The 22,714-nt window shown below is 62.5% G+C and carries 17 protein-coding genes; 7 read left to right on the forward strand and 10 right to left on the reverse strand.

Features of this window, described 5'->3' with window-relative positions; all coding sequences use genetic code 11:
- Window positions 1-38 precede the first annotated feature (38 nt).
- The 4 genes from ABW18_RS16580 to ABW18_RS16595 are packed head-to-tail and all read right to left on the reverse strand — an operon-like array spanning window position 39 to window position 4,323.
- A complete protein-coding gene (locus ABW18_RS16580; protein ID WP_049700064.1) occupies window positions 39-917 on the reverse strand; it encodes a carbohydrate ABC transporter permease in 879 nt (292 codons plus the stop codon).
- Entirely contained in the window at window positions 917-1,861 is a 945-nt protein-coding gene (locus ABW18_RS16585) for a carbohydrate ABC transporter permease (protein WP_235434425.1), read from the reverse strand. Before ABW18_RS16585 ends, ABW18_RS16580 begins: the two co-directional genes overlap by 1 nt.
- Before the next feature lie 18 nt (window positions 1,862-1,879).
- On the reverse strand, window positions 1,880-3,208 hold the full coding sequence (locus tag ABW18_RS16590) for an ABC transporter substrate-binding protein (RefSeq protein ID WP_049700066.1): 1,329 nt from the start codon (window positions 3,206-3,208) through the stop codon (window positions 1,880-1,882).
- Between the two features lie 50 nt (window positions 3,209-3,258).
- Window positions 3,259-4,323, reverse strand: coding sequence for a sugar-binding transcriptional regulator (locus ABW18_RS16595; protein WP_152930114.1), 1,065 nt, complete (start codon window positions 4,321-4,323; stop codon window positions 3,259-3,261).
- A gap of 130 nt (window positions 4,324-4,453) precedes the next feature.
- On the opposite strand from ABW18_RS16595, the gene ABW18_RS16600 reads away from it, so the two are divergent.
- From ABW18_RS16600 to ABW18_RS16610, 3 genes are read left to right on the forward strand one after another with little or no spacing between them, the layout of a single operon-like run.
- Window positions 4,454-5,494: an NAD(P)-dependent alcohol dehydrogenase gene (locus tag ABW18_RS16600; protein WP_049700067.1), complete on the forward strand. Its 1,041-nt coding sequence runs from the start codon at window positions 4,454-4,456 to the stop codon at window positions 5,492-5,494.
- The gene (locus tag ABW18_RS16605) at window positions 5,491-6,963 is read left to right on the forward strand and encodes a mannitol dehydrogenase family protein (RefSeq protein ID WP_049700068.1); all 1,473 of its coding nucleotides are present in this window, start codon (window positions 5,491-5,493) and stop codon (window positions 6,961-6,963) included. Before ABW18_RS16600 ends, ABW18_RS16605 begins: the two co-directional genes overlap by 4 nt.
- Window positions 6,960-8,273, forward strand: coding sequence for a xylulokinase (locus tag ABW18_RS16610; protein WP_049700128.1), 1,314 nt, complete (start codon window positions 6,960-6,962; stop codon window positions 8,271-8,273). Before ABW18_RS16605 ends, ABW18_RS16610 begins: the two co-directional genes overlap by 4 nt.
- Before the next feature lie 41 nt (window positions 8,274-8,314).
- On the opposite strand, the gene ABW18_RS16615 is transcribed toward ABW18_RS16610, so the two are convergent.
- Both ABW18_RS16615 and ABW18_RS16620 read right to left on the reverse strand, forming a co-directional pair.
- Complete coding sequence (locus ABW18_RS16615; protein WP_049700069.1) at window positions 8,315-9,004, reverse strand: helix-turn-helix domain-containing protein; 690 nt, start codon at window positions 9,002-9,004, stop codon at window positions 8,315-8,317.
- Window positions 9,001-10,497 carry an APC family permease gene (locus ABW18_RS16620; protein ID WP_235434419.1) on the reverse strand — a complete coding sequence of 499 codons (1,497 nt, stop codon included), beginning with the start codon at window positions 10,495-10,497 and terminating at the stop codon, window positions 9,001-9,003. The genes ABW18_RS16615 and ABW18_RS16620 overlap by 4 nt, the downstream gene beginning before the upstream one ends.
- A gap of 245 nt (window positions 10,498-10,742) precedes the next feature.
- Here ABW18_RS16620 and ABW18_RS16625 point away from each other — a divergent pair, with 245 nt between their 5' ends.
- The 3 genes from ABW18_RS16625 to solA are packed head-to-tail and all read left to right on the forward strand — an operon-like array spanning window position 10,743 to window position 14,515.
- A complete protein-coding gene (locus ABW18_RS16625) occupies window positions 10,743-12,203 on the forward strand; it encodes an APC family permease (RefSeq protein WP_049700130.1) in 1,461 nt (486 codons plus the stop codon).
- A 33-nt stretch (window positions 12,204-12,236) separates the two neighbouring features.
- The gene (locus ABW18_RS16630; RefSeq protein ID WP_049700070.1) at window positions 12,237-13,364 is read left to right on the forward strand and encodes an ornithine cyclodeaminase family protein; all 1,128 of its coding nucleotides are present in this window, start codon (window positions 12,237-12,239) and stop codon (window positions 13,362-13,364) included.
- Window positions 13,361-14,515, forward strand: coding sequence for an N-methyl-L-tryptophan oxidase (gene solA / locus ABW18_RS16635; protein WP_049700071.1), 1,155 nt, complete (start codon window positions 13,361-13,363; stop codon window positions 14,513-14,515). The genes ABW18_RS16630 and solA overlap by 4 nt, the downstream gene beginning before the upstream one ends.
- Window positions 14,516-14,608: 93 nt before the next feature.
- On the opposite strand, the gene ABW18_RS16640 is transcribed toward solA, so the two are convergent.
- From ABW18_RS16640 to ABW18_RS16655, 4 genes are all read right to left on the reverse strand, one after another.
- Complete coding sequence (locus tag ABW18_RS16640; RefSeq protein WP_049700072.1) at window positions 14,609-17,737, reverse strand: type I restriction endonuclease subunit R; 3,129 nt, start codon at window positions 17,735-17,737, stop codon at window positions 14,609-14,611.
- Window positions 17,738-17,740: 3 nt separating this feature from the next.
- Complete coding sequence (locus ABW18_RS23010; RefSeq protein WP_200903278.1) at window positions 17,741-18,094, reverse strand: restriction endonuclease subunit S domain-containing protein; 354 nt, start codon at window positions 18,092-18,094, stop codon at window positions 17,741-17,743.
- 86 nt (window positions 18,095-18,180) lie between these two features.
- Window positions 18,181-18,942: a restriction endonuclease subunit S gene (locus ABW18_RS16650; RefSeq protein ID WP_083444443.1), complete on the reverse strand. Its 762-nt coding sequence runs from the start codon at window positions 18,940-18,942 to the stop codon at window positions 18,181-18,183.
- A 53-nt stretch (window positions 18,943-18,995) separates the two neighbouring features.
- The gene (locus ABW18_RS16655) at window positions 18,996-20,732 is read right to left on the reverse strand and encodes a type I restriction-modification system subunit M (RefSeq protein WP_049700074.1); all 1,737 of its coding nucleotides are present in this window, start codon (window positions 20,730-20,732) and stop codon (window positions 18,996-18,998) included.
- Window positions 20,733-21,434: 702 nt separating this feature from the next.
- Between ABW18_RS16655 and ABW18_RS16660 the strand changes: the two genes are divergently transcribed.
- On the forward strand, window positions 21,435-22,244 hold the full coding sequence (locus ABW18_RS16660) for a hypothetical protein (protein ID WP_049700075.1): 810 nt from the start codon (window positions 21,435-21,437) through the stop codon (window positions 22,242-22,244).
- Window positions 22,245-22,714 lie beyond the last annotated feature (470 nt).

Here is a 22,714-nt window from a genome sequence, read left to right on the forward strand (position 1 = left end):
GAACTCCTGTGTGTGCTGAATGTTGGATTGTCTGTTGACTACTTGATGGCGCCGAAGGACAGGCCACGGACGAGCTTGTTCTGCGCGATCCACCCGCAAACGACGACGGGAAGTGCAGTCAACACCGACGCCGCTGACAGTTGCGCCCAGTACAGTCCCTGCCCCGACATGAACCCGGTGAGGAACACCGGCATGGTTTGCGCGTTGACCGCGGTCATGTTGACGGCGAAAAAGAACTCGTTCCACGAGAAGATGACGCATATCAGTGCAGTGGCAGCGATACCGGGTGAGATGAGCGGCAAGATCACCTCGCGCACGGCGGTCCACATACTCGCGCCGTCGATACTGGCCGCCTCCAACAGTTCTCCGGGCACTTCGAGGAAGAACGACCGCATCATCCACACGGCGATCGGCAGGTTCATCGCCGTGTACAGAATGATCAACGTCCAGACGTTGTCGAGCATCCCCAGTTTTCCGACGATCACGTACAGCGGGATGATCGCCGCGACGATGGGTAGCATCTTCGTACTGATGAAGAAGAACAGAGCGTCCTTGGTCTTACGCACCGGGCGCAGCGACAGCGCGAAAGCTGCTGGTACACCGAGAAGCAACACCAGGATCGTCGAGACCACGGTGGCGCACAACGAATTCAGCAGCGGGGTGCCGATCCCGGCGTCGAACACATTGCGGAACTGCTGCAGGGTGGGCGTGAAGAAGAAGGTGGGCGGGTTGGTTGCCGCGTCACTCTCCTGCTTGAACGCCGTCAACACCATCCACAACACCGGGAAGAAGAACCCGATGGCGAGTATCCAGGTGATCGCTGTCAGCACTCCGCCGCGCGGATCGCGTCGACGTCGGATGGTCGGGGTCTCCGTCGAGGGAGACGTCGACGTTGTCGGGGTGGCGGTGGCGGTCATCAGGCTGCCTCCTCGGTTCCGGTGAATGATTTGAAGATCAGTCGAAGTGCCAGCGACGCAACGACTATCGTCCCGATGACGGTGACAACACCCATCGCGGCGGCCTGGCCGATGTCGAATCCGAGGAACGCCCGCTGGTAGATGTAGAACGACAGGTTGGAACTGGCCACACCCGGCCCGCCCGCCGTCATCATGTAGACCGCATCGAAGGTGTTCACCAGATAGATCGCACCGAGTACTGTGCCCAGTTCGATGAAGCGACGCAGGTGCGGGAGCGTCAACTCGCGGAACAGCCGGAAGCTGGTCGCACCGTCGACTCGCGCTGCCTCCTGGATGTCGCGCGGCATCGACTGCAGCCCAGCGAGAATGAGAAGCATCATGAACGGCGTCCACTGCCAGATCAATTCGGCCATCACGCTCATGAGTGGGAACTGCGACAGCCAGTCGACGTGAATTCCCAAGGGACTCAACGCCCAGTTCACCAGACCATTGGTCGGCGAGAGAAGGCTCGTCTTCCACAGAAGTGCCGCCGCAACGGGTGTCACCAGGAATGGGGTGATGAGCAGGGTGCGTACGATCCCTCGCCCCAAGAACTTTCGGTCGAGCAGCAGCGCGAAGAGCAGACCCAATGCGACCGAGATCAGCACCGTTCCCGCAATCAGCACGATGGTGTTGAGCGTGACCTTCCAGAACTGACTATCGGAGAAGACGGCGCCGTAGTTGTCGAGTCCGACGAATCGACGCGAACCGGGGCGCACAAGGTTCCAGGACTGTGTCGAGTAGTAGAGGGTGAACACGAACGGAATCTGTGTCACCACGATCATGAAGATCAGCGCGGGTAGCAGCGGTCCCCGCCTGCGCCAACCCTCGGCGCGTGTGATTTGGTCGCGCTTGGACGTTACCGCCTTACCCGAACCGGCGTCGGGTTGCGCCGGCGGTGTCATGACTGCAGTCGCCATGGTCTACCTCTCCCTCTGATAGGACTTACCGACGACCTGCGCGTACTGCTGCGCCTGCTCCAGTGCGTCATGAACACTGATCTGACCTGCGATAGCGGCCGAGATCTGTTGGCTGACACGGGTACCGAGGTCCTGGAACTCTGGGATCGCGAGGAACTGGATTCCGGTGTAGGGCACCGGCTTGAGCGTCGGCTTGAGCTGATCTGCCGCCTGCATCGCCGACAGCGTCTGCTCGGCGAACGGCTGCGAGATCTTCTGATAGGCGGGCAACTGGTAGGTCGACATTCTGCTGCCCGGCGGCACGTGCGTCGCACCGAGTGTTGTTGCGACGTGCTGGATGTAGCTCTTGTTGGTCATCCAGTCGATGAACTTCCAGGCGTCGTCCTTGTTGTCGCTGCTCGACGGGATACCGAGTGACCAGGTGTAGAGCCACCCGTTGTCATTCTTGGCCATGGTCGGCGCGGGTAGGTAGCCGACGTCGCCGGCGATCGTGGAGTCGTCTGGACTCTCGAGAACCGAGACCGCTGACGTGGCGTCGTACCACATCGCAACCTGCCCCTGCGACATCAGGTTTCCGCATTCTTGGAAACCGGAAGACGATGCGCCGGCCTCGCCGTACCTGCGAACGGTGTCGACATACATCTGCACCGCCGCCTCGACCTCCGGGCTGGTCAGTTGAGCGTTCCAGTCCTCGTCGAACCAACGTCCGCCGTACGCGTTGATCACGGTGTTGAGCGGTGCAAGCACCTCGCCCCATCCGGGCTTGCCACGTAGGCAGATTCCCGCTGTCTGGTCGTTGGTGAGACGGCGTGCTGCGTCGGCGACCTGTGGCCACGTCGGGGTGGCAGGTAGATTCACACCCGCCTGTGCGAAGAGCTTCTTGTTGTACATTAGAAACGACGACTCACCGTAGAAGGGCGCCGAGTACATCTGCCCGTTGTAGGAAAGTGCTGATTTGAGCGTCGGTATGAAATCGTCTGCGTCGTAAGACGAGTCGGCATTCATGTAGGGCGTCAGGTTGACCAGCCAGCCATATTTGGCCCACATGGGTGTCTCGTAGTTGCTGATCATCACCACGTCGAATTCGCCACCGCCGGTCGAGACCGACGCGGTGATCTTCGCTCGTGCCTCGTTCTCCGACAGCGTCACGAACTTGACGTGCACTCCCGGATTCTGTTGTTCGAACTGCTCGGAGAGCTTGACGGCGTCTTGCATCTGCGAGTTCGACACCATGGCGACGGTGACCTCTCGGCTGCCTCCGCCAAGCGAACCCGCGCCCGAACACCCGGTGACGAATGCGAGTGATGCAGCGGCACACACCGCGGCCACCATGTATGTCGTCCGTCGTCGCGCGGCGCGAAGACTTCGTTGTCTCAGTGACCTCACTGTCGGCCTTTCTCTTGCATGACAAGCCATTCGGCGGTTTCGGTGTCGGTCACCAGAATGGTGGCGAAACCGCCGCGCAGGGCTCCGAGTATCGATTCACGGCGGTGAACTCCACCGGATACGAGAATGGATGTGGGACAGGCGCGCACGGCATCGAGCGGCACAGACACCGTCCGTTCCACGAGGCTCGACGAAACGGGCTCGCCCGCGGCGTCGTAGAAGCGTCCGCCGATCTCTCCCACCGCGCCCAGCTCGATGAGCTCGTCGAGCACGATGGCGTCGATGTACGCACCCTCGAACAGCGTCGTCGAGGTGGACACGGAGCCCACTCCGAAGAGCATGATGTGAGCACCTCGCGCTGCGGAAAGCGATTGGGACAGAATCGAATCGCGGTTGAGGGCGGTGACGGTCTCTGCGTCGACGTAGAGCGGGGCGACCAGCCGCAGTGGTTGCGCATGCAGTCGTTCGGAGAATCTTGCGAGCGCATGATCGACGCCGGTGTGGTAGTCGACGGATGTCATCGAACCATCCATCTGGACCACCCGTTGACACGACGCCGAGGCGCTCATCGCGTCGGCGACCGCGACTTGTTCAGGGCCCCAGGTGAATCCGAATGTGTCCGTGGACTGGATGCGGCGTGCGAGGACCGAAGCCCCGGCCCGACCGAGTGCCGCGTTACCGGATGTGGTCCCGTCGGCGACTTCATCGATGACCAGCGCCTCGTCTAGTCCGAATGCCTTCTCGACGCTCCGCTCGAGATCGGTATGAATCGACGCCGAGAGGTGCGACGGAGCCGAGACCGTCACCTGAACGAGGCCCTGCGCCCGAGCACGTGCCACGAGTCGCCCGGCGGTCGGGCGTGAGACGCCGAGACGCGCGGCGATCTCGGCTTGGGTCAGGCCCTCGAGGTGGTACATCGTTGCCGCCCGGACCAGCAACCTCAGATCCGATCCACTATCCGACGTCGCGCGGGACGTCGAACGTGAAGAGGTACCGGCATCGGAGTGCGTGGCCTCGGCTCGGGTCTGTGCCGGTGTCTTGTTGCGTGTCGCCATGAGCATCGCCCTTGATGTTCGCGTGATGTCGACCGGTGAGCATTTGCTCACTAGCGGTGAATATGCTCAATACGCTAACATCTGTGATGTGAGCCACGCAACATCCTCGACGACGAGTGATCAGGGACTCCACGCGATGCGGGCTTCGGTTCTCTCGCCTGGCCGACAGCTGACCGTGGAGACCAGACCCGTACCCCGGCCCGGCCCCGGAGATGTCCTTGTGCAGGTCAGCGCGGTCGGAATATGCGGTTCGGACACGCACTACCTGCGCCACGGACGCATTGGTGAGCACGTGGTGCGCGAGCCGCTGATCCTCGGACACGAGGCCGCCGGGGTGATCGTCGACGTCGGAGCGGGTGTCCAATCCTCACGCATCGGCCAGCGCGTGTCGATAGAGCCGCAGCGACCCGACCCGACGAGCACGGAGACGATGCGTGGTGACTACCACCTGTGCCCGGCCATGCGCTTCTACGGAACGCCCCCGGTCGACGGCGCGCTGACCGAGTTCGTGACGATCGGTTCCCCATTCGCGCATGCCGTACCCGACGACGTGAGCGACGAGGCTGCCGCACTTTTCGAACCCCTGTCGGTCGGTCTCGCGTCGATCGCGAAAGCATCGGTTCGACTTGGTGATTCACTTCTGATCAGCGGAGCGGGGCCGATCGGGCTGATGTGCGCGCAGGTAGCCCGTGCGGCCGGGCTCTCGCGGATCGTCGTGAGCGAGCCCGACGAAAAGCGCCGGTCGCAGGCACTCCGATTCGGGGCAACCGATGTCGCCGTTCCCGGCACGGCCATCGCACCCGTGGACGCATTCGTCGACGCGAGCGGCGCGCCGGCAGCGGTCACCGCGGGCATCTCCGCTCTTCGACCCGGAGGCCGTGCTGTGCTCGTCGGCATGGGCGCCGACACCATGGAACTGCCCATATCGTTGATACAGAACCGCGAGATTGTCCTGACGGGCGTCTTCCGCTATGCAAACACCTGGCCAACGGCGACCCGACTTGCCACCACCGGCGCCGTCGACCTCGACTCCATGGTCACCGCCCGTTTCGGACTCGACGAGCTGCCCGCGGCGCTCAACGCCGATCGCATCACAGGACACATCAAAGCTGTTGTGTATCCGGCACTCTCGCGCTACACCGAACCCCGACCAGACACCCGAAAGGCGCACCCGTGAGTACCCGGCTCAGCAACGACGCTCTTCCAGCAATCACCGACACCTCGACGCCCGGCTACGACCGCACACACGTCACCGTCGGAATCGTCCATTTCGGTGTCGGCGGCTTTCACCGTGCGCACCAAGCAATGTATGTCGATCGCCTTCTCGCCGAACCCAAGGCACGATCGTGGGGTATCTGCGGTGTCGGTGTCCGGCCTGCCGATCAGGCGATGCGCGACGCCCTCGTGCCCCAGGACGGGCTCTACACATTGACCCTCAAGAGTCCTGATGGCGCTGTCGAGACCTCGGTGATCGGTTCGATCGTCGAGTATCTCTACGCCCCAGACGATCCCGAGACCGTCCTTGATCGGCTCGCCGATCCCGAAACCCGGATCGTGTCGCTCACGGTCACCGAGGGCGGCTACAATTTCTCCCCTGCGACAGGTGAGTTCGACGCCGAGAATCCAGCCATCGTCGCAGATCTGAGCGGAAATCATCCTCTGGCAACGGTTTTCGGATTGGCGACGGAAGCCCTTGCACGCCGACGTGCACGCGGACTTCCGTCGTTCACCGTGATGTCGTGCGACAACATCCAGGGCAACGGGCACATCGCCCGCTCGACGTTCCTCGCCTACGCGCATCTGCGTGATCCTGAGCTCGCCCGGTGGATCGACACCCACACGTCGTTTCCCAATTCGATGGTCGACAGGATAACGCCGGTCACCCCACCTGAATTGGCGGCGGAGGTCGAGGCACGAACCGGCATCGGCGACAACTGGCCAGTCGTCGCCGAGCCATTCACCCAATGGGTCCTCGAGGACTCGTTCAGCAACGGACGACCCGCGCTGGAAAACGTCGGTGTACAGATCGTCGATGACGTCACGCCGTACGAGCTCATGAAGTTGCGTCTGCTCAACGCGAGCCACCAAGCGTTGTGCTACTTCGGTTACCTACTCGGCTACCGCTATGTTCACGACGCCGCAAGCGATTTCGACATCCGTGAACTGTTGCGCCGCTACATGCTCGACGAAGCAGAACCGACACTTGCACCATTGCCCGGTGTCGACGTCAACGCATATATAGACACACTTCTCGAGCGCTTCGCCAATCCCGCCATTGCCGACACGATCGCACGCCTGTGCCAGGATTCCTCCGACCGCATTCCCAAATGGCTCGTGCCCGTGATTCGCGAGCGACTCCACGCTGGTGGCAACGTCGATCTTGCCGCTGCCGTCGTGGCGAGTTGGACTCGATATGCCGAGGGCATCGACGAGAACGGCGACGCGATCGACGTCGTCGACCCGAAGGCCGACGAACTCGTGCCACTGGCACAGAAGTCGCGGACCGAACCGCTCGCCTTCGTCTCGGAACGAGGGCTCTTCGGTGACCTCGTCGACAGCGACGGCTTCACCAAGCCCTACCTATGGGCGCTGGAAACGTTGCGTACCAGGGGTTCCCGCGAGACCCTGAAGGAGTTGCTCGCATGACACTCGTGGCGGGGATCGACTCGTCAACGCAATCCTGCAAGATCGTGATCTGTGATGCCGAGACCGGCGCCGTCGTTCGCTCGGCGAGCGCGCCACACCCGCCGGGTACCGAAGTAGATCCCGAGCACTGGTGGACTGCGTTGTGCGCGGCCATCTCCGCCGCAGGCGGGCTCGACGACGTCGCGGCCGTGTCCGTTGCCGGACAGCAACACGGCATGATCTGCCTGGACGAGTCGGGCAGGGTGATTCGAGATGCCTTGTTGTGGAACGACACCCGATCGGCGACGAGCGCCGCCGATCTGATCGACGAGCTCGGCGGACCCGAGAAATGGGCGGAGACAGTCGGCGTCGTCCCGGTTGCCGCGATCACTGCGGCAAAACTGCGTTGGCTCGCCGACAACGAACCTCAGAACGCCGACATAACTGCCGCTGTATGTCTTCCCCACGATTGGCTGACGTGGCGGCTGTCCGGATCGACCGACATCGCCACACTGACCACCGACCGCAGCGATGCTTCGGGAACAGGATACTTCAGCGCTGCCCGAGACGAATATCGCCCCGACCTGCTTGAACTTGCACTACATGGGCGAAGTCCGTTGTTGCCCAGGGTGATCGAGGCCGAACAGGCTGCCGCACGAATCCCCGACGGCGCGCTACTCGGCGCAGGACTCGGCGACAACGCCGCCGCGGCACTCGGACTACAGGCCGGTCCGGGCGACGCCATTGTCTCGCTGGGTACCTCCGGAGTCATCAGTGCTGTCACCGATGTCGCGCCGTGCGATCCATCCGGCATTGTCGCGGGGTTCGCCGATGGCACCGGCCGCCATCTGCCGTTGGTGTGCACGCTGAACGGTGCACCGGTTCTCGCCGCAACCGCGAGAATGCTCGGCGTCGACCTCGATGAGTTTGCACGACTGGCAGTCTCGGCCCCTGCAGGCGCACACGGGCTGCGTCTCGTGCCCTACTTCGCCGGAGAGCGCTCGCCGAACCTGCCCGATGCGACTGGATCGCTGACGGGGATCACGACCGAGAACTTCACGGCGCCATCGGTCGCACGTGCCGCCGTCGAAGGACTACTCGGCTCGCTGGTGTGGTGCCGGGAGCAGATTGAGGCGCAGGGCGTCGACGTCGAGAGGGTCCTTCTCATCGGAGGTGGAGCGAAATCGCCGGCGATACGTGCCATCGCACCATCAGTCTTCGAAGGCACCGTCATTCTTCCCGCCGAAAGTGAATGGGTCGCGCTCGGTGCGGCCCGACAGGCTGCCTGGACACTGACCGGGCATCTGCCGGGGTGGTCGGTGGCGACGTAGCGGATATGAGCTATTCCCCGAGCTATTCCCCGTCCTTCAGCTCACTCCTCGCCGGGGGCCATGATCTCGGCGACCCGACGCGCGGGGTCGGCGAGCAGTCGGACTAGCGTCTCGGGGTTCTCGATGTGCTTAGCGGGCGCGGCGATGGTGAGCGCGGCGACCAGCGTCGAATCTGCTCCCCACACCGGCACAGAGACACAGCCGAAGTTGGGTATGAACGAGCCGATTTGGCTCGCGTGCGTCGGTGCCGCGGCCGGATGCCCGGATCCGATGGCGGTCATCAGCCTGCCCGCCGCGGACGCGGTCAGATCGTGGAGAAGCCGGCCGGGGTCACTGAGCGGGTAGTCCGGATCGATGTCCATCAGGCTCAGCCTGGCCCGCGAAGTCCCCGCGCGGTGGCAGCCGAACAGGTGCACGCCGAATCGCAGGCCGGCGCGCACCTCGTCGAGAACGGTACGGAGTTGGTCGGAGACCGGCGGCCCGGCAGCGGCGCCGATCATGCGATCAATTCTGGCGCCGAGCGCGAAGCCGCCCAGGTCGGGCGTGCGGACCAAATACTCCTCCTGCGCAAGCAGATTCACGAGACGGTACGTCGCCGACTTCGACAATCCGAGATGCCTGGACAACTCGACTGCGGTCACACCCGGCCCCATCGTCGCGACCTCTTCAAGGATCTGCAGTGCGTTGATCACCGATTTCGACGACGAGTCGCTCCCAAAGGCAGGACTCATCGCGACGGTCCGCCACTGACTGCGGCGTCGGCCTCGAGGTGTCCACTGAACACCTCTGAGCGCATTGGTGTTTCGTGAATTCCTATACGAGCTGTGACCAGTGGCCGAATGCGACGCAGCGTCACGTAGCCGAGTGCCGCCAGCGCCAGCCAGACCAATGCACCGATGATTCCCGGTGCCCAGGTGCCGCCGATGTTCGTCGCGACGAAGACAACCAGGATGCCGCCGAATCCGATCGCGGCGAGCCCGGCTATCACCGTCGTCCGTCGTTGTAGTTCACCGGTTTTGCGCAGAAATGCAGGCGCCGCAACGCAGACAAGAACGTAGGCGACCATGAATCCAATGGCTGGTGCTGCCGCCATCGAGCCGCGCATGGAATTCTCCGACGCACCCGCAGCCAGGGATATGACAATCACCGCGACCATCACGAGCAGGCTCACAACCACGCCGACGACCGGCGTTTTGAAACGCGGATGTGTGTAACCGAGTCGGCTGGGGAGCACGCTCTCTCGGGCCAGCGACAGCAGAGTTCGGGTCAGCGCCGTGGTACTTGCAAGCGCACACGCAAGAAACGATGCGCACACACCGAGATTCACCAGCGGGGCAACCCACGACGCCCCGATGCTCTCGGTGAGCACGTCGACGTTTCCCTCGCCGAGCGCGGAGATGCCGTCGAGCACTGTCGCTCCGCCCGCCTGGGCCAGTGTCGCGATGAGAACCACGACGGCGCCCAAGAGCAGCGAGGCGTTGATCGCCCGTGGGATGGTGCGCAGCGGACGCTTCGCTTCGACCGACAGTGTTGCGGCGCTTTCGAATCCGATGATTCCGCACGTCGCGACGGCTACGCCCGCGAGGTAGTGCGACCATCCGGTCGGCACCGCAACCGCTGAACGCACCGACATGTGGTCCCAGTTGCGTGCGACCAACACTCCGACAAGGGTCAACAATCCTGCGACCGCAACGGCCTCGATGATCAGCCCGACCCGCGCCGAGACTCGGACCCCGCGAATCAAGAGAACAGCCATGGCCGCCGCGATCCCCGCGACGGCAAGACACATCGTCAGCGTCGACGGTGCAGTGACCCCGAATATCCGCAACCCATAGGCTGCGGTCTGCGACAGCGTGAACATCGCCAGCGACCCGTAGCCAAGCGTCATCGCGGCCGCGGTGGCAGCGCCTGCGGAGGGGCCGAGGCCCTTGGCCGCGTAGGTGTAGAGAGCGCCCGGAGCAACCACGCGCGACGCGAAGACGCCGAGGGTCGATGCGACCAACGCACACAGCACGGTAGCCGTGACGACGCACCACACCAGCGGAGCATTCGCCTGGCCGAGCAGCATCGGTATTGTTGCGGCTGCAGCGCATGGCGCCATGACGGCCACCGACTGCGCGACCACATCGGTGAATCCGAGACTTCGACGATCAAGCCCGACCAACTGGGTGCGAGCGCCCAGACGTAGTCGCGCACGAACGCGATCTCTGGCTGGTCCCGGCATAGCGCGGACGCTAACCACAGCGTGTTTCCGCCGTGTTACTCGATGGTGTTGTGGGCGTGACACGCAACGGGTCTCGGCGTCGAGCGTCGTCCCACGAAGGTGTCCAGACGTGTTACCGCGGGGCAACGACGCCGCGACGGGGCGGTCAGAACATATATGCACGGGCATCGACGCCCAGTCCTCACGACATCTCCTTGCACGATTCCTTGCACGATGTCGCCCGTCTGATCGCAGAAGAGAATCACATGACATCTATCGATAGCGGCGCTGCCACCGCCAGTTCACCCGGCTCGTCTCGATCCCTGCAGGGGTCGCTCGGCGTCGGAGCCATCGTCTTCATGGTGGTCGCCGCGGCCGCTCCCCTCACCGTCGTCGGCGGTGGTGTACCCGTCGCGTTCCTGCTCGGCAATGGCGCAGGCGTGCCGTCGATGTTCGTCATCGCCGCCGTAGTCCTGCTGCTCTTCTCGGTGGGGCTGAGCACGATGGCCCGCTACATCCCCCGGCCGGGCGCCTTCTTCACCTACGTCGGCTACGGACTCGGCAGGCCCCTCGGACTCGGCACCGCGCATCTGGCGCTGCTGACCTACACGATGATCCAGGCAGCGGTGTACGGCCTGATCGGCGTGCTGATCTCCTCCGGCGTCTCCGACCTCGGCGGACCGTCGATCGCCTGGTGGGTGTGGGCACTGGTGATCGCGGCGTTCACCGGCATCCTCGGCTACCGGCACATCGAGTTGAGTTCCAAGGTCCTCGGTCTGCTGCTCATCGCAGAGATCGGGATCGTGCTGATCCTCGATATCGCCATCATGGCCAAGGGCGGCAACCAGGGACTCTCGATGGCTTCGTTCAAGCCGTCCGAGGTGATGTCGGGTGCACCCGGCATCGGCCTGATGTTCGCGGTCGCCGGATTCATCGGCTTCGAGGCAACCGCGATCTTCCGCAACGAGGCTCGTGACCCCGACCGCACCATCCCGCGCGCAACCTACGTCTCCGTCCTGCTCATCGGCGTCTTCTACGCCTTCTCGTCCTGGGCACTCGTCATGGCGTGGGGACCGGACAACGTGGTCGCCGCTGCCGCCAAGGACCCGTCAGGCATGATCATGGCGACGGCGCAGACCTACCTGGGCACCTGGGCGTCGACGACGGTCAATGTCCTGCTGATCACGAGCCTCTTTGCGTGCATCCTCAGCTTCCACAACGTGATCTCGCGCTACCAGCACTCGATGGCCTCGGCGACGGCCATGCCGTCGAAGCTGGGCACGGTGCACCCGAATCACCTGTCACCCCATGTCAGTTCGTTCGTGCAGACCATCACCGCCGCACTGCTCATCGTCGTCTTCGCCGCCTTGTCCCTCGACCCCGAACTCGAGGTCTTCGCCTGGTTCTCCGGCGTCGCAACTCTGGGAATCGTCGTGCTGATGGCACTGACCTGCCTCGCGGTGCTGGTGTACTTCCGCCGCAACAACATTCAGGCCGGCCTCTGGCGAGCGGTGATCGCGCCGACGCTCGGGTTCATCGGACTCATCACCATCCTCGTGGCGGTCATCTGGAACTTCCCGACGCTGATCGGCGGTTCGCAGTCGCTTGCCGACTTCTTCATCGCTCTTGTTGTCGCGGCACTCGTACTGGGAGTAGTCCAGGCACTGATCATGCGACGCCGCAACGTCGTTGCGTACGACTCCCTGACCTCGGCCATCGCGGTCTGACCCCCTTCTCTTCAGCACAGAACAGGAAAACCCATGACCTCCATCGACTTTCGCTATCTCTCCGAACCCGACATGATCGCCGCAGGCGTCACCGACATGGCCGCGTGCGTCGACGCCATGCAGGAGACATTCGTGCTGTTGCATTCCGGCGACTACCGGATGGCGGGCACCAACAGCGACTCCCACGGCGCAATGGTCACCTTCCCGGACGAGTCTCCGTTCGAGACCATGCCCAAGAACACGGCGGATCGTCGCTTCATGGCCATGCCGGCCTACCTCGGCGGCAGCTTCGGAACGAGCGGTATGAAGTGGTACGGCTCCAACATCGCCAACCGCGAGAAGGGCCTGCCGAGGTCGATTCTGATGTTCATGCTCAACGACACCGACACGGGCGCTCCACTGGCATTGATGTCGGCAAATCTGTTGTCGGCGTACCGAACCGGAGCTGTCCCAGGTGTCGGGGCACGGTTCCTGGCACGCGAGGACGCACAGGTCGTCGGCATCGTCGGCCCTGGCGTCATGGCCCGGACCTCGCTGGCCGCGTTCATGGCGACCTGCCCCAAGATCGACACCGTCAAGGTGAAGGGCCGCAGCCGCGGCAGCCTCGACAACTTCGCCGGTTGGGTTGCGCAGGAGTACCCGCAATTGACGGTCATCGAAGTCGACGACGTCGAGGATGCCGTGCGCGACAGCGACATCGTCACCTACTGCACCTCGGGCGAGATCGGCGATCCGTCGACCTATCCCCTCGTCCGCCGCGACTGGCTGAAGCCGGGAGCATTCTTGAGCATGCCCGCCAGTTGCGAGATCGACGAGGGGCTCAAGGCATCCGACGTCCGCAAGGTCGTCGACAACATCGGCCTCTACGACGCATGGTTCGACGAGACCGAATACCCCTCGCACAACTCGATTCCCATCATCGGCTGCAAGTTCATGGACATGATTCACGACGGCTCGATGCCGCGCGAGGAGCTCGTCGATCTCGGCGCGGTTGCAGCAGGCGCCGTCGAGGGACGACGCAACGATGACGAGATCGTGATCCTGTCCGTGGGCGGCATGCCCGTCGAAGACGTCGCGTGGGGCACGGTTGTGTATCGCAACGCGGTGGAGCGCGGCATCGGAACCCCGCTGAACCTGTGGGAAAGCCCGGCCCTGTCATGAGCGATAGTTCAGTGGCCGCACACCATTCGGTCATCGTCGTCGGGCTCGGCTCCATCGGATCGATGACGTTGTGGCAGTTGGCAAAGAAAGGTGTCGACGTTCTCGGTATCGAGCAATTCGGGAGGGTTCACACCGAGGGCGCGTACGCGGGTGAGTCGCGATTGTTCCGCGTCGCAGCGAAAGAGGGTGAGCTGTTCACTCCCGCCCTGCTGCGGTCACGCGAGCTGTGGCAGGAACTCGGGGCCGGATACGGACGCGACATCCTGCTTCCCGCAGGCGCACTCAGCGTTGCACCGTCGGATCATCCCGATTTGCAGCCGACACTGGCATCGATCGAGCACTTCGACCTGCCGCACAAGATTTTCGACGCTGCGCAGATGCGACTTCGCTTCCCGCAGTTCCACATTGAGGACGACGACATCGGCGTACTCGACCTCCTCGGCGGCGCCATGCGTCCGGAGATGGCCGTTGCGGCCGCCACCGACCAGGCGTTCTCACACGGGGCGTCGGCAATCTACGACACCGAAGTGCTCGACATCGTGGAGACATCGAACGGCGTTCTCGTGCGCACAAGTCGCGGTGAGTTCACCGCCGACCGCGTCGTCGTGACCGCTGGTCCGTGGACGGCTCGACTACTCCCCGAACTGCGAGACGTGGTGCAGACCAAGACCTTTGCGCTGACGTGGCTCATGCCGCGCCACGTGGAGCGGTTCACGCCCGACGTCTTCCCCGGGTTCATGCGCGACCTCGACGATGTGCACGCCTTCGGAGTACCGACACTCGACGGCTACAGCATCAAGATCTGCCCGCACATCGATCTCGACGCATTCGACGACTGGGCCGACCGACCGACGACGCTGAGCCGCGAACAGCTTCGGTGGATCGGTGACCAGGCGGCACGCATGATCCCCGATCTGATTCCCGACGTCGTGCGGTGGTCGTTGCATTCGGATTCGTGGACGCCGACCAAGATGCCGATCATCGACAGCGTCGGCGACGGCGTGATCGTGGGAACAGCGTTCAGCGGCAACGGATTCAAGTTCGCGCCGGTGTGGGGTGAATGCCTGGCCGCGCTTGCGACGGGCGGGCCGAACCCCTTCGGCGACGCCGCATTCAGCGTCGCGGGGCATCGGGAGGTGGCGTTGGCGTGAGCTATGGAACGTCCTGCTGTGCAAAGACCACGTGGCCGCACAAGCGAGTGGCCGCGGTCTGCTGAGATCGGCGAGGCAGGGTCCTGTAAGTCTCTACGGTGCTGAATTCGATGCAGCCACCACCTGATAGAACCATTTGGCGATGTCGGACATCAGGTGTGTTCGTCCTGGTGTGTTGGTGAAGAAGTAGTCACTCATTTTCTGATGTGCGCCTTGGTTATCGGCGACTGCTCCGGTGACCGCGTACGCGAAATCGGGCGACTCGATGAACTGCTTGGCGGAGTTGACCTTGGCTTGCTGAATGAGGTCGTTATCGGCGAGCAGAGTCTGCAGCAGCGACTCGATGAACGAGACCTTTTGGCTCTCCGAGAAGTCCTCGGAGCCGAACAGGTCGTTGAGTCGGTCGAGCACCTGCCGGAGCGCGACCATAGTCGGGTCGCGTTTCTCTCCGGAGCCGGTTGCGGTCAATCCCGACAGTCCTGCTTTGGCGCCGAGACTGATGTCAGTCTTGCCCTGGTCGATCTGCTTGACCTGTCTGAGCACGATCGTCGACAGGTCGATGGGCGTGGTGTAGTTGTCGGGCTGAATCACTCGTTCGAGGTGACGCAGGTAGATCTGCTTCTTCTCCAGCTCGGCGTCGCCGTAGTCGATGATCTGTGACATGAAGTCGTAGAGCCGGACGAACGAACCGACGTCGCGCCGGAACATGTCGAGCACCGCAAGTTCGGCCTTGTCACCTTCGCCGCCGTTGTGAATCAGGGCGGCGGTGTAGCGGTCCGCGAAGCGTTTCTGGCCCGGGTCGACAGCCGCTTTAAGTGCGTGGTGGTCACCCTTGACGAATGCTTGCGCGCAGTCGTCGATTTCGTCGTGCGTGTAGATGGCGGCGGTGTCGAGTTTGGTGGCGAGATCATGTACCAGGTTGGGATCGGTCTCGGTTTCGAGGTAGGCGTCGGTGTAGTACGGCTCGAATGCTTCTCGGATGGTCGCGGGTTCGTTGACGAAATCCACCACCTGGGTCATCGCTGCGGTCTTCGGCGTTCCCGACGGTGTGCGGTAGGTGCGGTTGAGCCGCGAGAGGGTCTGCACCGCAGTGACTCCGGAGAGCTTGCGGTCCACGTACATCGCGCACAGCAGCGGCTGGTCGAAGCCGGTCTGGAATTTGTTGGCGACGATCATCACCTTGTACTGGTCGCCGGTGAACGCGGTCCGCAGGTCACGGACACCAGGGTTCATGCTGGCTTCGGTGAAGTCGTCGGGGCCGGAGTCGGGGTCATGCACGGTTCCCGAGAACGCGACCAGGGTGCCGTATCCGTACCCCTTCTTGGCTATGTACTCGTCGATGGCCAGTTTGTACCGGACCGCCGCTTTGCGGGAGTCTGCGACCACCATCGCCTTGGCATGCCCATCGAGCAGGTTCGCGACGTTCTCGCGGAAGTGTTCGACGATGATCGCCGACTTTTGGGCGATGGTCTGCGGGTTGAGTTTGACCCACTTCATCACCGCCTTCGTTGCTTCGGCCTGGTCGACTTCGCCATCGCCTCCGTCCGTCCCAGCGCCGTGTGCGACGTTCTGCCCGATCTGGAAGGCGAGTTTGAAGCTGTGGTAACCGGTGAGAACGTCGAGGATGTAGCCCTCCTCGATAGCTTGCTTCATCGTGTAGACGTGAAACGGGACGGGCTTCTCGTCGGGTGAGGGTCGGCGGCCGAACAACTCGAGGGTCTTGCCCTTGGGTGTGGCGGTGAATGCGAAGTAAGAGATGTTCGACGAGTCGGCACGATCGGTGGCCTCTGCCGACAGGATTGCTTCGACGTCGATCTCGCCGCCGTCTTCGATCTCCTTGATCTCCTCGGCGGTCAGCACCGCCTTGAGCTTCCCTGCGATCTGCCCGGACTGCGAAGAGTGTGCTTCGTCGGCGATCACGGCAAAGGTTTTTCCCTTGAGTCCCTTGTTTTCTCGGATCGCCTGCATCGCGAAAGGGAAGGTCTGGATGGTGACGACGATGATGAGTTTGCCGTCGGTCAGTGCCTTGGCAAGCAACCCCGACTTTGATGCACCCGACTTGGATGCCTCCTCACGGTCGATCGCGACCACGATGCCCTGATCGTTGTCGATCTGCTTGATCGCGTCCTGCAGCTGTGCGTCGAGGACGTTGCGGTCGGTCACCACGATGACCGAGTCGAACACCTTCTTATTGTCCACCTGCAGCCGCGCCATCCGGTGTGCTGTCCAGGCGATCGAGTCGGTCTTACCCGACCCGGCCGAATGCTGAATCAGATACCGGTTTCCGGCACCTTCAGTGGTAACCGCAGTGGTGAGGTTGGTGACCGCCTCCCACTGATGAAAGCGCGGGAACCGCAGCGTCGAGGTCTTCGTGGTCTTGCCGCTGATCGGATCGGTTCGTGACTCGTGCTTGATGTACATCAGCCGGCCGAGGATGTTCAGCCACGCATCGCGTTGCAGCACCCGCTCCCACAGATACGACGATCGAGAACCATTGGGATTCAGCGGGTTTCCCGCACCACCGTCCTCGGAGCCTCGGTTGAACGGCAGGAAGTGGGTCTTGTCCCCGACGAGGTTGGTGGTCATCCACACCTCGTCGTTGGTGGCCGCGAAATGCACCAACGCCCGGGCACCCGATACGAATAGCGGCTGGATTAGGCCTGTTGCGGGATCTTTTGGCAGCCGCGTCGTGCGGTATTGACGAATGGCGTCGGTCACGGTCTGTGTGAACTCGGTCTTCAACTCCGCGGTCGCCACCGGTAGCCCGTTGACGAAGAACACCAGATCCACCGATCGGTTGTCGGCGGTCGAGAAGTGGACCTGCCGCATCACCCGCAACCGCACCGCCGCGTAGTCGGTGTTGCGTTTGGCGTTGAGCGTGGTCTCCGGCTTGAACACGCACATCGCGAACTTGCCCGACAGGTGAGAGAAGCCGTTGCGCAATAGGTTCAGTGCGCCGCCGCCATTGCTTAATGGCGTATCGAGCACCTTCACAATGCGGTCGAGAAGCTGCGCCTCCTGCTTGGCAACGTCCTTTGAGCCCGGCTTGATGACCTTGTCGACTTGCTCAGGCTGCGTTTCCCGCAACCAGCCGAGAACGTCCTCGGGGAACAACGCGCGTTCTTTGTCGTAGCCCTTGTCATTTGTCGAGTAGAGCCAACCGTGCGCCGCGAGGTGCTCGGCGATCGTGCGCTCTAGCTCAATCTCATTGTGGACAGCCATGATTCAGGACACCTTCTGCCGCACATCGATTTGACCGGTGACCGCCGCGGTGATCAGGGCTGTGCGACGTTCGCGGGAGAGTTCGATGAACTTTTCGGTCTCGGCGATCAGGGTGTCGATCTGTGATGTTTGCCCGTCGAGATGAGCGACTATCCGGTTCTGCTCTGGGACGCTCGGGACATCTAAAGGCAGGTTGAGAATGTCGGCCTGGCTTATGTTCTGCATGGAGGGGGACGACCCGCTGGCTTCAAGCTCAATAAGCCCTCGCACTCGCCTAGTCCCCAGCATCAGCGCTACATAGCGAGCAATCGCACGGTCCGGGTCAATCGTCAATCCATAAAGTTTGTCGGAGAGCATCAGGCGGGGGTAATCGCCGAGTACAACTGCAGCGCTGCCTACGAGCTCTCGAGTGTTCGCTCTTGAGACAATGAGCTGCCCATTCTTCACGACCGCTTCTGGCCGCGGCACTTCACTATCGGGCAGTTCCTTGTTTCGTTCGGTCGGAAGGCGCCACCATTTGCTGCACCGGCTTTTAACACAGCCCACGTGGTAGTTCCGTCACCTGGCCATGGATAGCATTGTGGACTCCAACCCTGCTTGACCTCAGTGACAAAGTGTTTTAGTCGCATTCCTTGGGCAGTCGTCCCATCGATGGCAAGAGACGATTCGATCACTGCTAACTTGCGCTCACGCAGCAGGTTAGTGAGCCGCTGCTGTTCTTCGATAAGCGTGTCGATCCGGGCCGTCTCCCGGTCCAGAAAGTCGGCGATGGCGCGCTGCTCATCGAGGGGAGGGACCAGTATCTCGATCGCCGAGGCGTCAGCCTTGTAGATGGTCTGGTGGGTGGACCCCAAGTTGAGTCCACGAAGGTCTTGAGCCATCGAACGCAGCTGGTAATTGAGATACTCCGGCAACAGGTTTGGGCCACACACCCAGTTCCAAAAGTCCTGACTCGTGGCCATTGGCCTAGGCATGATCCCTGTAAACCCGACCGATGCGGTTCGCGAGAGCACGACTGTTCCAGCGGGCAGGAGTTCGGCGGCAGAGTTCGCGAGGCCGAGCTCTGAGATCTGGTTCGTAGTCTCGCCGAGGTAAGTGCGGCGACCATCGCGCAGCTGCCATACGTCGGCCAATGTGAACCATGGGATAGTCGTGTTCGCCCAGTACTCGGAGTTGGACCGACTCGGTGTGTGCCCCGTTCTCATTGAGGCGAAGTGGCGGATATTGGCGCGCGTCCATCCGGTCGGGAGCGGTTCTGTCACCCTTCTACCTCCCGCATCAGCTCCATGATCTTGGCGACTTGCTTCTCCAAGTCGGCGTCGATCTCGGCCAGTGGTCGGGGTGGGACGTATTTATAGAAGTGGCGGGTGAACGGGATCTCGTAACCCACTTTGGTTTTCGACTCGTCGATCCAGGCTTCGGGAACGTGCGCCAGTACCTCGGCCTCGAAGTACGCCTTGACTGTCGCATCTCGGCCGTCGTCGCCGCCGGTGTTGCCGTTGTAGGTGAAAGGGATGTTCTCGGTGTCGCGCTTCTTGGGGTCGGGCTTTGGATTGCCCTTGCGGTCTTTCGAGACTTTGCCGGTGTCGGTGAGTAGCGGTTGCTCGACGGTGATGGTCCAGTAGCCGAAGTCGTTGGCGGTGAAGACTTTGGAATAGTCGGGGTCAGCCTCGTCGAAAGCGTCGTAAAGGGCGAGGATACGGTCGCGGGCCTTCTCGTCGAGTTCGCGATTCTTGGAGCCCAGGCTCTTGCGCATCTTGGTCCAGAACGAGGTGGCGTCGATCAGTTGGATCTTGCCCTCGCGTTCGGGTTGCTTGGAGTTGTCGAGTAGCCAGATGTAGGTGGCGATGCCGGTGTTGAAGAACATGTTGGTGGGCAGCGCGATGATCGACTCGACCAGATCGGATTCCAGCAGCCATTGGCGGATTTTCGATGGTCCGGATTCAGCTGCACCGTTGAACAGTGGTGAGCCGTTGAGGACGATTCCGGCGCGCCCACCGCCGTCATGCTCGGGACGCATCTTGGATGCCAGGTGGCACAGGAAGAGCATTTGGCCGTCACCGATGGAGGGGAGTCCGTGCGAGAAGCGCGACCCCTGCGCGAGTGCTTCCTTCTTGACCGATTCCTGCGATGCCTTCCAGTCCACGCCGTAGGGCGGGTTGGACATGCAGAAGTCGAAGGTGCGGTCGAAGAACTTGTCGTCGTCGAGGGTGTCGCCGAGTTGGATGTTGCTGGCATCCTGGCCTTTGGCGATCATGTCGGATTTGCAGATCGCATACGACTGGTCGTTGATCTCCTGGCCGTAGAGGCGCAGACGTGCGTCTGGGTTACGTTCGAGGAGTCGTTCTTCGGCGACTGACAGCATGCCGCCGGTGCCGGCGGTGGGGTCGTAGATGCTTCGGATGGTGCCCGGCTCGAGCAGTGACTCGTTCTCCTCGGCGAAGAGAAGATCGACCATGAGGCGGATGGCGTCGCGTGGCGTGTAGTGCTCGCCGGCTTCCTCGTTGGAGGCCTCGGCGAATTTGTAGATCAGGTGCTCGAACAGGTCGCCCATCGCAGCGTTGGAGACCACGGTTGGGTGCAGGTCCACCTCGGCGAACTGTGACGTCACGAGGTAGAGGCGGTTCTTCTCATCGAGGGTGGCGAGTTCGTTCTCGAACTTGAAGCGCTCGAACACGTCGATGTTCGCGGAAAAGCTCGCGATGTAGTCCATCAGGTTCGCGCGCAGACCCTCGGGATCTTCGAGCAGCGTCCGGAAGTCGAAGGGGCTGGTGTTGTAGAAGCTCAACCCGGTCTTGCGTTTTACCTGAACGTCGAGCGCACCGTCGGAGTATTTCGCTGCGAGGCTGCGTACTTCGTCGCGGGTGGGTTCAAGGATGCAGTCCAGGCGGCGGAGGATGGTGAACGGCAGAATGACGCCGCCGTACTGGTGCGGTTTGTAAACGCCACGCAGTTGGTCTGCAATCCCCCATACGAAGTTGCCGAGCTTGCTCAATCCATGTCCCTTTCCTCACGCCAAGCCAGAGGGTCGTTGCCGCAGCCCGCGCCTCCGGACAAGACGCTAGTCGGCCCTGCAGCGCGTCGTGGAGGGAACCCTGTACACGAGCGCAGCAGCATGGACTGAAGCGCGCACGTGCTCGGTCTGGTTTGTCCACCGCCTGAGACGCGACGATCAACGCAGTCGCTCGCCGTGCTGGCGGCATGGCCGTGACCGCGATGGTGTCGGCGTTCGATACCGGCCGACCCCACAAACGAGGCCGTGAACTGGCGGCTGGTGGACAGCGGGTCTGATGCGTGTGGATCGTCTGATTTGCGTCACGGAAACCTTGAACGAATCGGGTTTGGATCTGGATCTCAACTCTCACTAGTGAGGACTCTCTACGCCTGTGAGATTCGGATCAGGATCGGATTCAGTCCGCGGAATTGCTCCCTGGGCCAGTAGCTATTCGGGCGCCCTAGGGGCCGCGCACGACGTTTGTTCGCGACTATTCGAAGATTTCCTCCCAGCGGTAACGGGCCCGCTTCGCTACGAATTTGCGACGACCCGCGTGCCCGAGTCTGGTTGTACGGGACCGAGCACCAACGCGGAGCATCGGAGTCACGGGCACGGGCGAGCGGTTGAATGTCCACCACCCCACGGGGCGCTGTCCTTCGCGGAACGACAGACGCGCGATCGTGAGGTTGATGAAATAGGGGCATGCTCCTCGCTGCCGATGGAAACCTTGCGGACTTGTACTTCTGGCCCCTCGTGGCACTGGTGACGCCCGCAGTTCTCACGTTGACGTTGTTCCTTTCCAGTCGCTGGAGTGCCCGAAACAAGGACGCGCGAGAGGTTCATCGTGCAGTCACGTCCGGCGCGGGCGCGGATGCGCGATCGGGGTTCTCGGACGCAGAGTTCGACTGGTGGAAGTACGGGCGCTCACCGTCACGCAAGAAGCCGAAAGGCGCGATCGGTCACCTAAGACGAGCGGGATGCAGGCTCGGGGGAACTGCCGATACCCAAGGCTCCGACCGGGAGGAGCAGGAGACCGTGAAGATCGATCCAGAGCTGTTCAAGAACTTCTACGTGGTAGACGCCTCGCTCGCCCAACTGACCCTGGTACTCAACCAGTACTCGAAGCGCAACTACTGGTGCGGCCAGTCGCAGCGGTACCGGCAGCTGCTGGGATGGCACGTCGGGATTCACATCGCGTGGGTTATGTGGTTCGTCAGCGTCACGTGCGAGACAACGAGCGACGGAGAGGCAGGTAAGTCGCGCCATACGCCCGCTGTGCGCCTAGACGGAGCATGGCAGCGAGCGAAAGAAGCACTGTCGCTTGTGGGGGACTACGGTATCGAGCGCCGCGACGCGGGTGGGAAGGATCAGACGGTCAAGGGTTTTGTCGCCGCCGAACTGCGGCAGTGGGTGAAGAGCGCAGAGAAGGGCACGCGCGCCAACGCATCAGAGATCGCGGCAGTCAAGACGATGGCACTGAACGAGGTTTCCGAACCGACGACTGAAGCATAGAACTCCGAAATGGCAGCGGACTGCTCCAGGGCAGCGCTTTCCTCGTCGAGTCGGTGCAGAAGGGCGCAGGCGACGACGACGACGATCATCAGTTCGTGTGAGATCCGGCCAGTGTTGGCACATATCCGCGTGAAATAGGGCTTCTGACTAGCGGTTATCCGGACTCTCGGGAGGGCCGCGGAGACGCCTGTCCGCTCCTATCAGACATATACTCTTGGCAGTTACGGACCCGTTATGCACCGATCCTGAGTTCATTCGCGGGCACAGGCTGGGACAATGACTGAAAGGCCGTCATCGGCATCGAGAGGGTGAGCGACGCACTCCGCGAGAAGCGGGCTCGCCCTGCTCGCTGATGTTGCTGCGCTGCACAGTATCTCGGCACCCGATGACAACCTCCGGACGCAGCCGCATGACTCCGCTGCCAGCTCCGGTCAAAAGGTGCACGGCTGCGTCCGGGGGCGGTTTCTAGG

The organism is Gordonia jacobaea (assembly GCF_001186365.1).
Taxonomy (GTDB): domain Bacteria; phylum Actinomycetota; class Actinomycetes; order Mycobacteriales; family Mycobacteriaceae; genus Gordonia; species Gordonia jacobaea.

Coding starts and splice junctions, on each gene's coding strand:
- ABW18_RS16580 (WP_049700064.1), bottom strand. CDS start 917: ATGACCGCCACCGCCACCCCGACAACGTCGACGTCTCCCTCGACGGAG.
- ABW18_RS16585 (WP_235434425.1), bottom strand. CDS start 1,861: ATGACACCGCCGGCGCAACCCGACGCCGGTTCGGGTAAGGCGGTAACG.
- ABW18_RS16590 (WP_049700066.1), bottom strand. CDS start 3,208: ATGGTGGCCGCGGTGTGTGCCGCTGCATCACTCGCATTCGTCACCGGG.
- ABW18_RS16595 (WP_152930114.1), bottom strand. CDS start 4,323: ATGCTCATGGCGACACGCAACAAGACACCGGCACAGACCCGAGCCGAG.
- ABW18_RS16600 (WP_049700067.1), top strand. CDS start 4,454: ATGCGGGCTTCGGTTCTCTCGCCTGGCCGACAGCTGACCGTGGAGACC.
- ABW18_RS16610 (WP_049700128.1), top strand. CDS start 6,960: ATGACACTCGTGGCGGGGATCGACTCGTCAACGCAATCCTGCAAGATC.
- ABW18_RS16615 (WP_049700069.1), bottom strand. CDS start 9,004: ATGAGTCCTGCCTTTGGGAGCGACTCGTCGTCGAAATCGGTGATCAAC.
- ABW18_RS16620 (WP_235434419.1), bottom strand. CDS start 10,497: ATGCCGGGACCAGCCAGAGATCGCGTTCGTGCGCGACTACGTCTGGGC.
- ABW18_RS16625 (WP_049700130.1), top strand. CDS start 10,743: ATGACATCTATCGATAGCGGCGCTGCCACCGCCAGTTCACCCGGCTCG.
- ABW18_RS16630 (WP_049700070.1), top strand. CDS start 12,237: ATGACCTCCATCGACTTTCGCTATCTCTCCGAACCCGACATGATCGCC.
- solA (WP_049700071.1), top strand. CDS start 13,361: ATGAGCGATAGTTCAGTGGCCGCACACCATTCGGTCATCGTCGTCGGG.
- ABW18_RS16640 (WP_049700072.1), bottom strand. CDS start 17,737: ATGGCTGTCCACAATGAGATTGAGCTAGAGCGCACGATCGCCGAGCAC.
- ABW18_RS23010 (WP_200903278.1), bottom strand. CDS start 18,094: ATGCTCTCCGACAAACTTTATGGATTGACGATTGACCCGGACCGTGCG.
- ABW18_RS16650 (WP_083444443.1), bottom strand. CDS start 18,942: ATGAGAACGGGGCACACACCGAGTCGGTCCAACTCCGAGTACTGGGCG.
- ABW18_RS16660 (WP_049700075.1), top strand. CDS start 21,435: ATGCTCCTCGCTGCCGATGGAAACCTTGCGGACTTGTACTTCTGGCCC.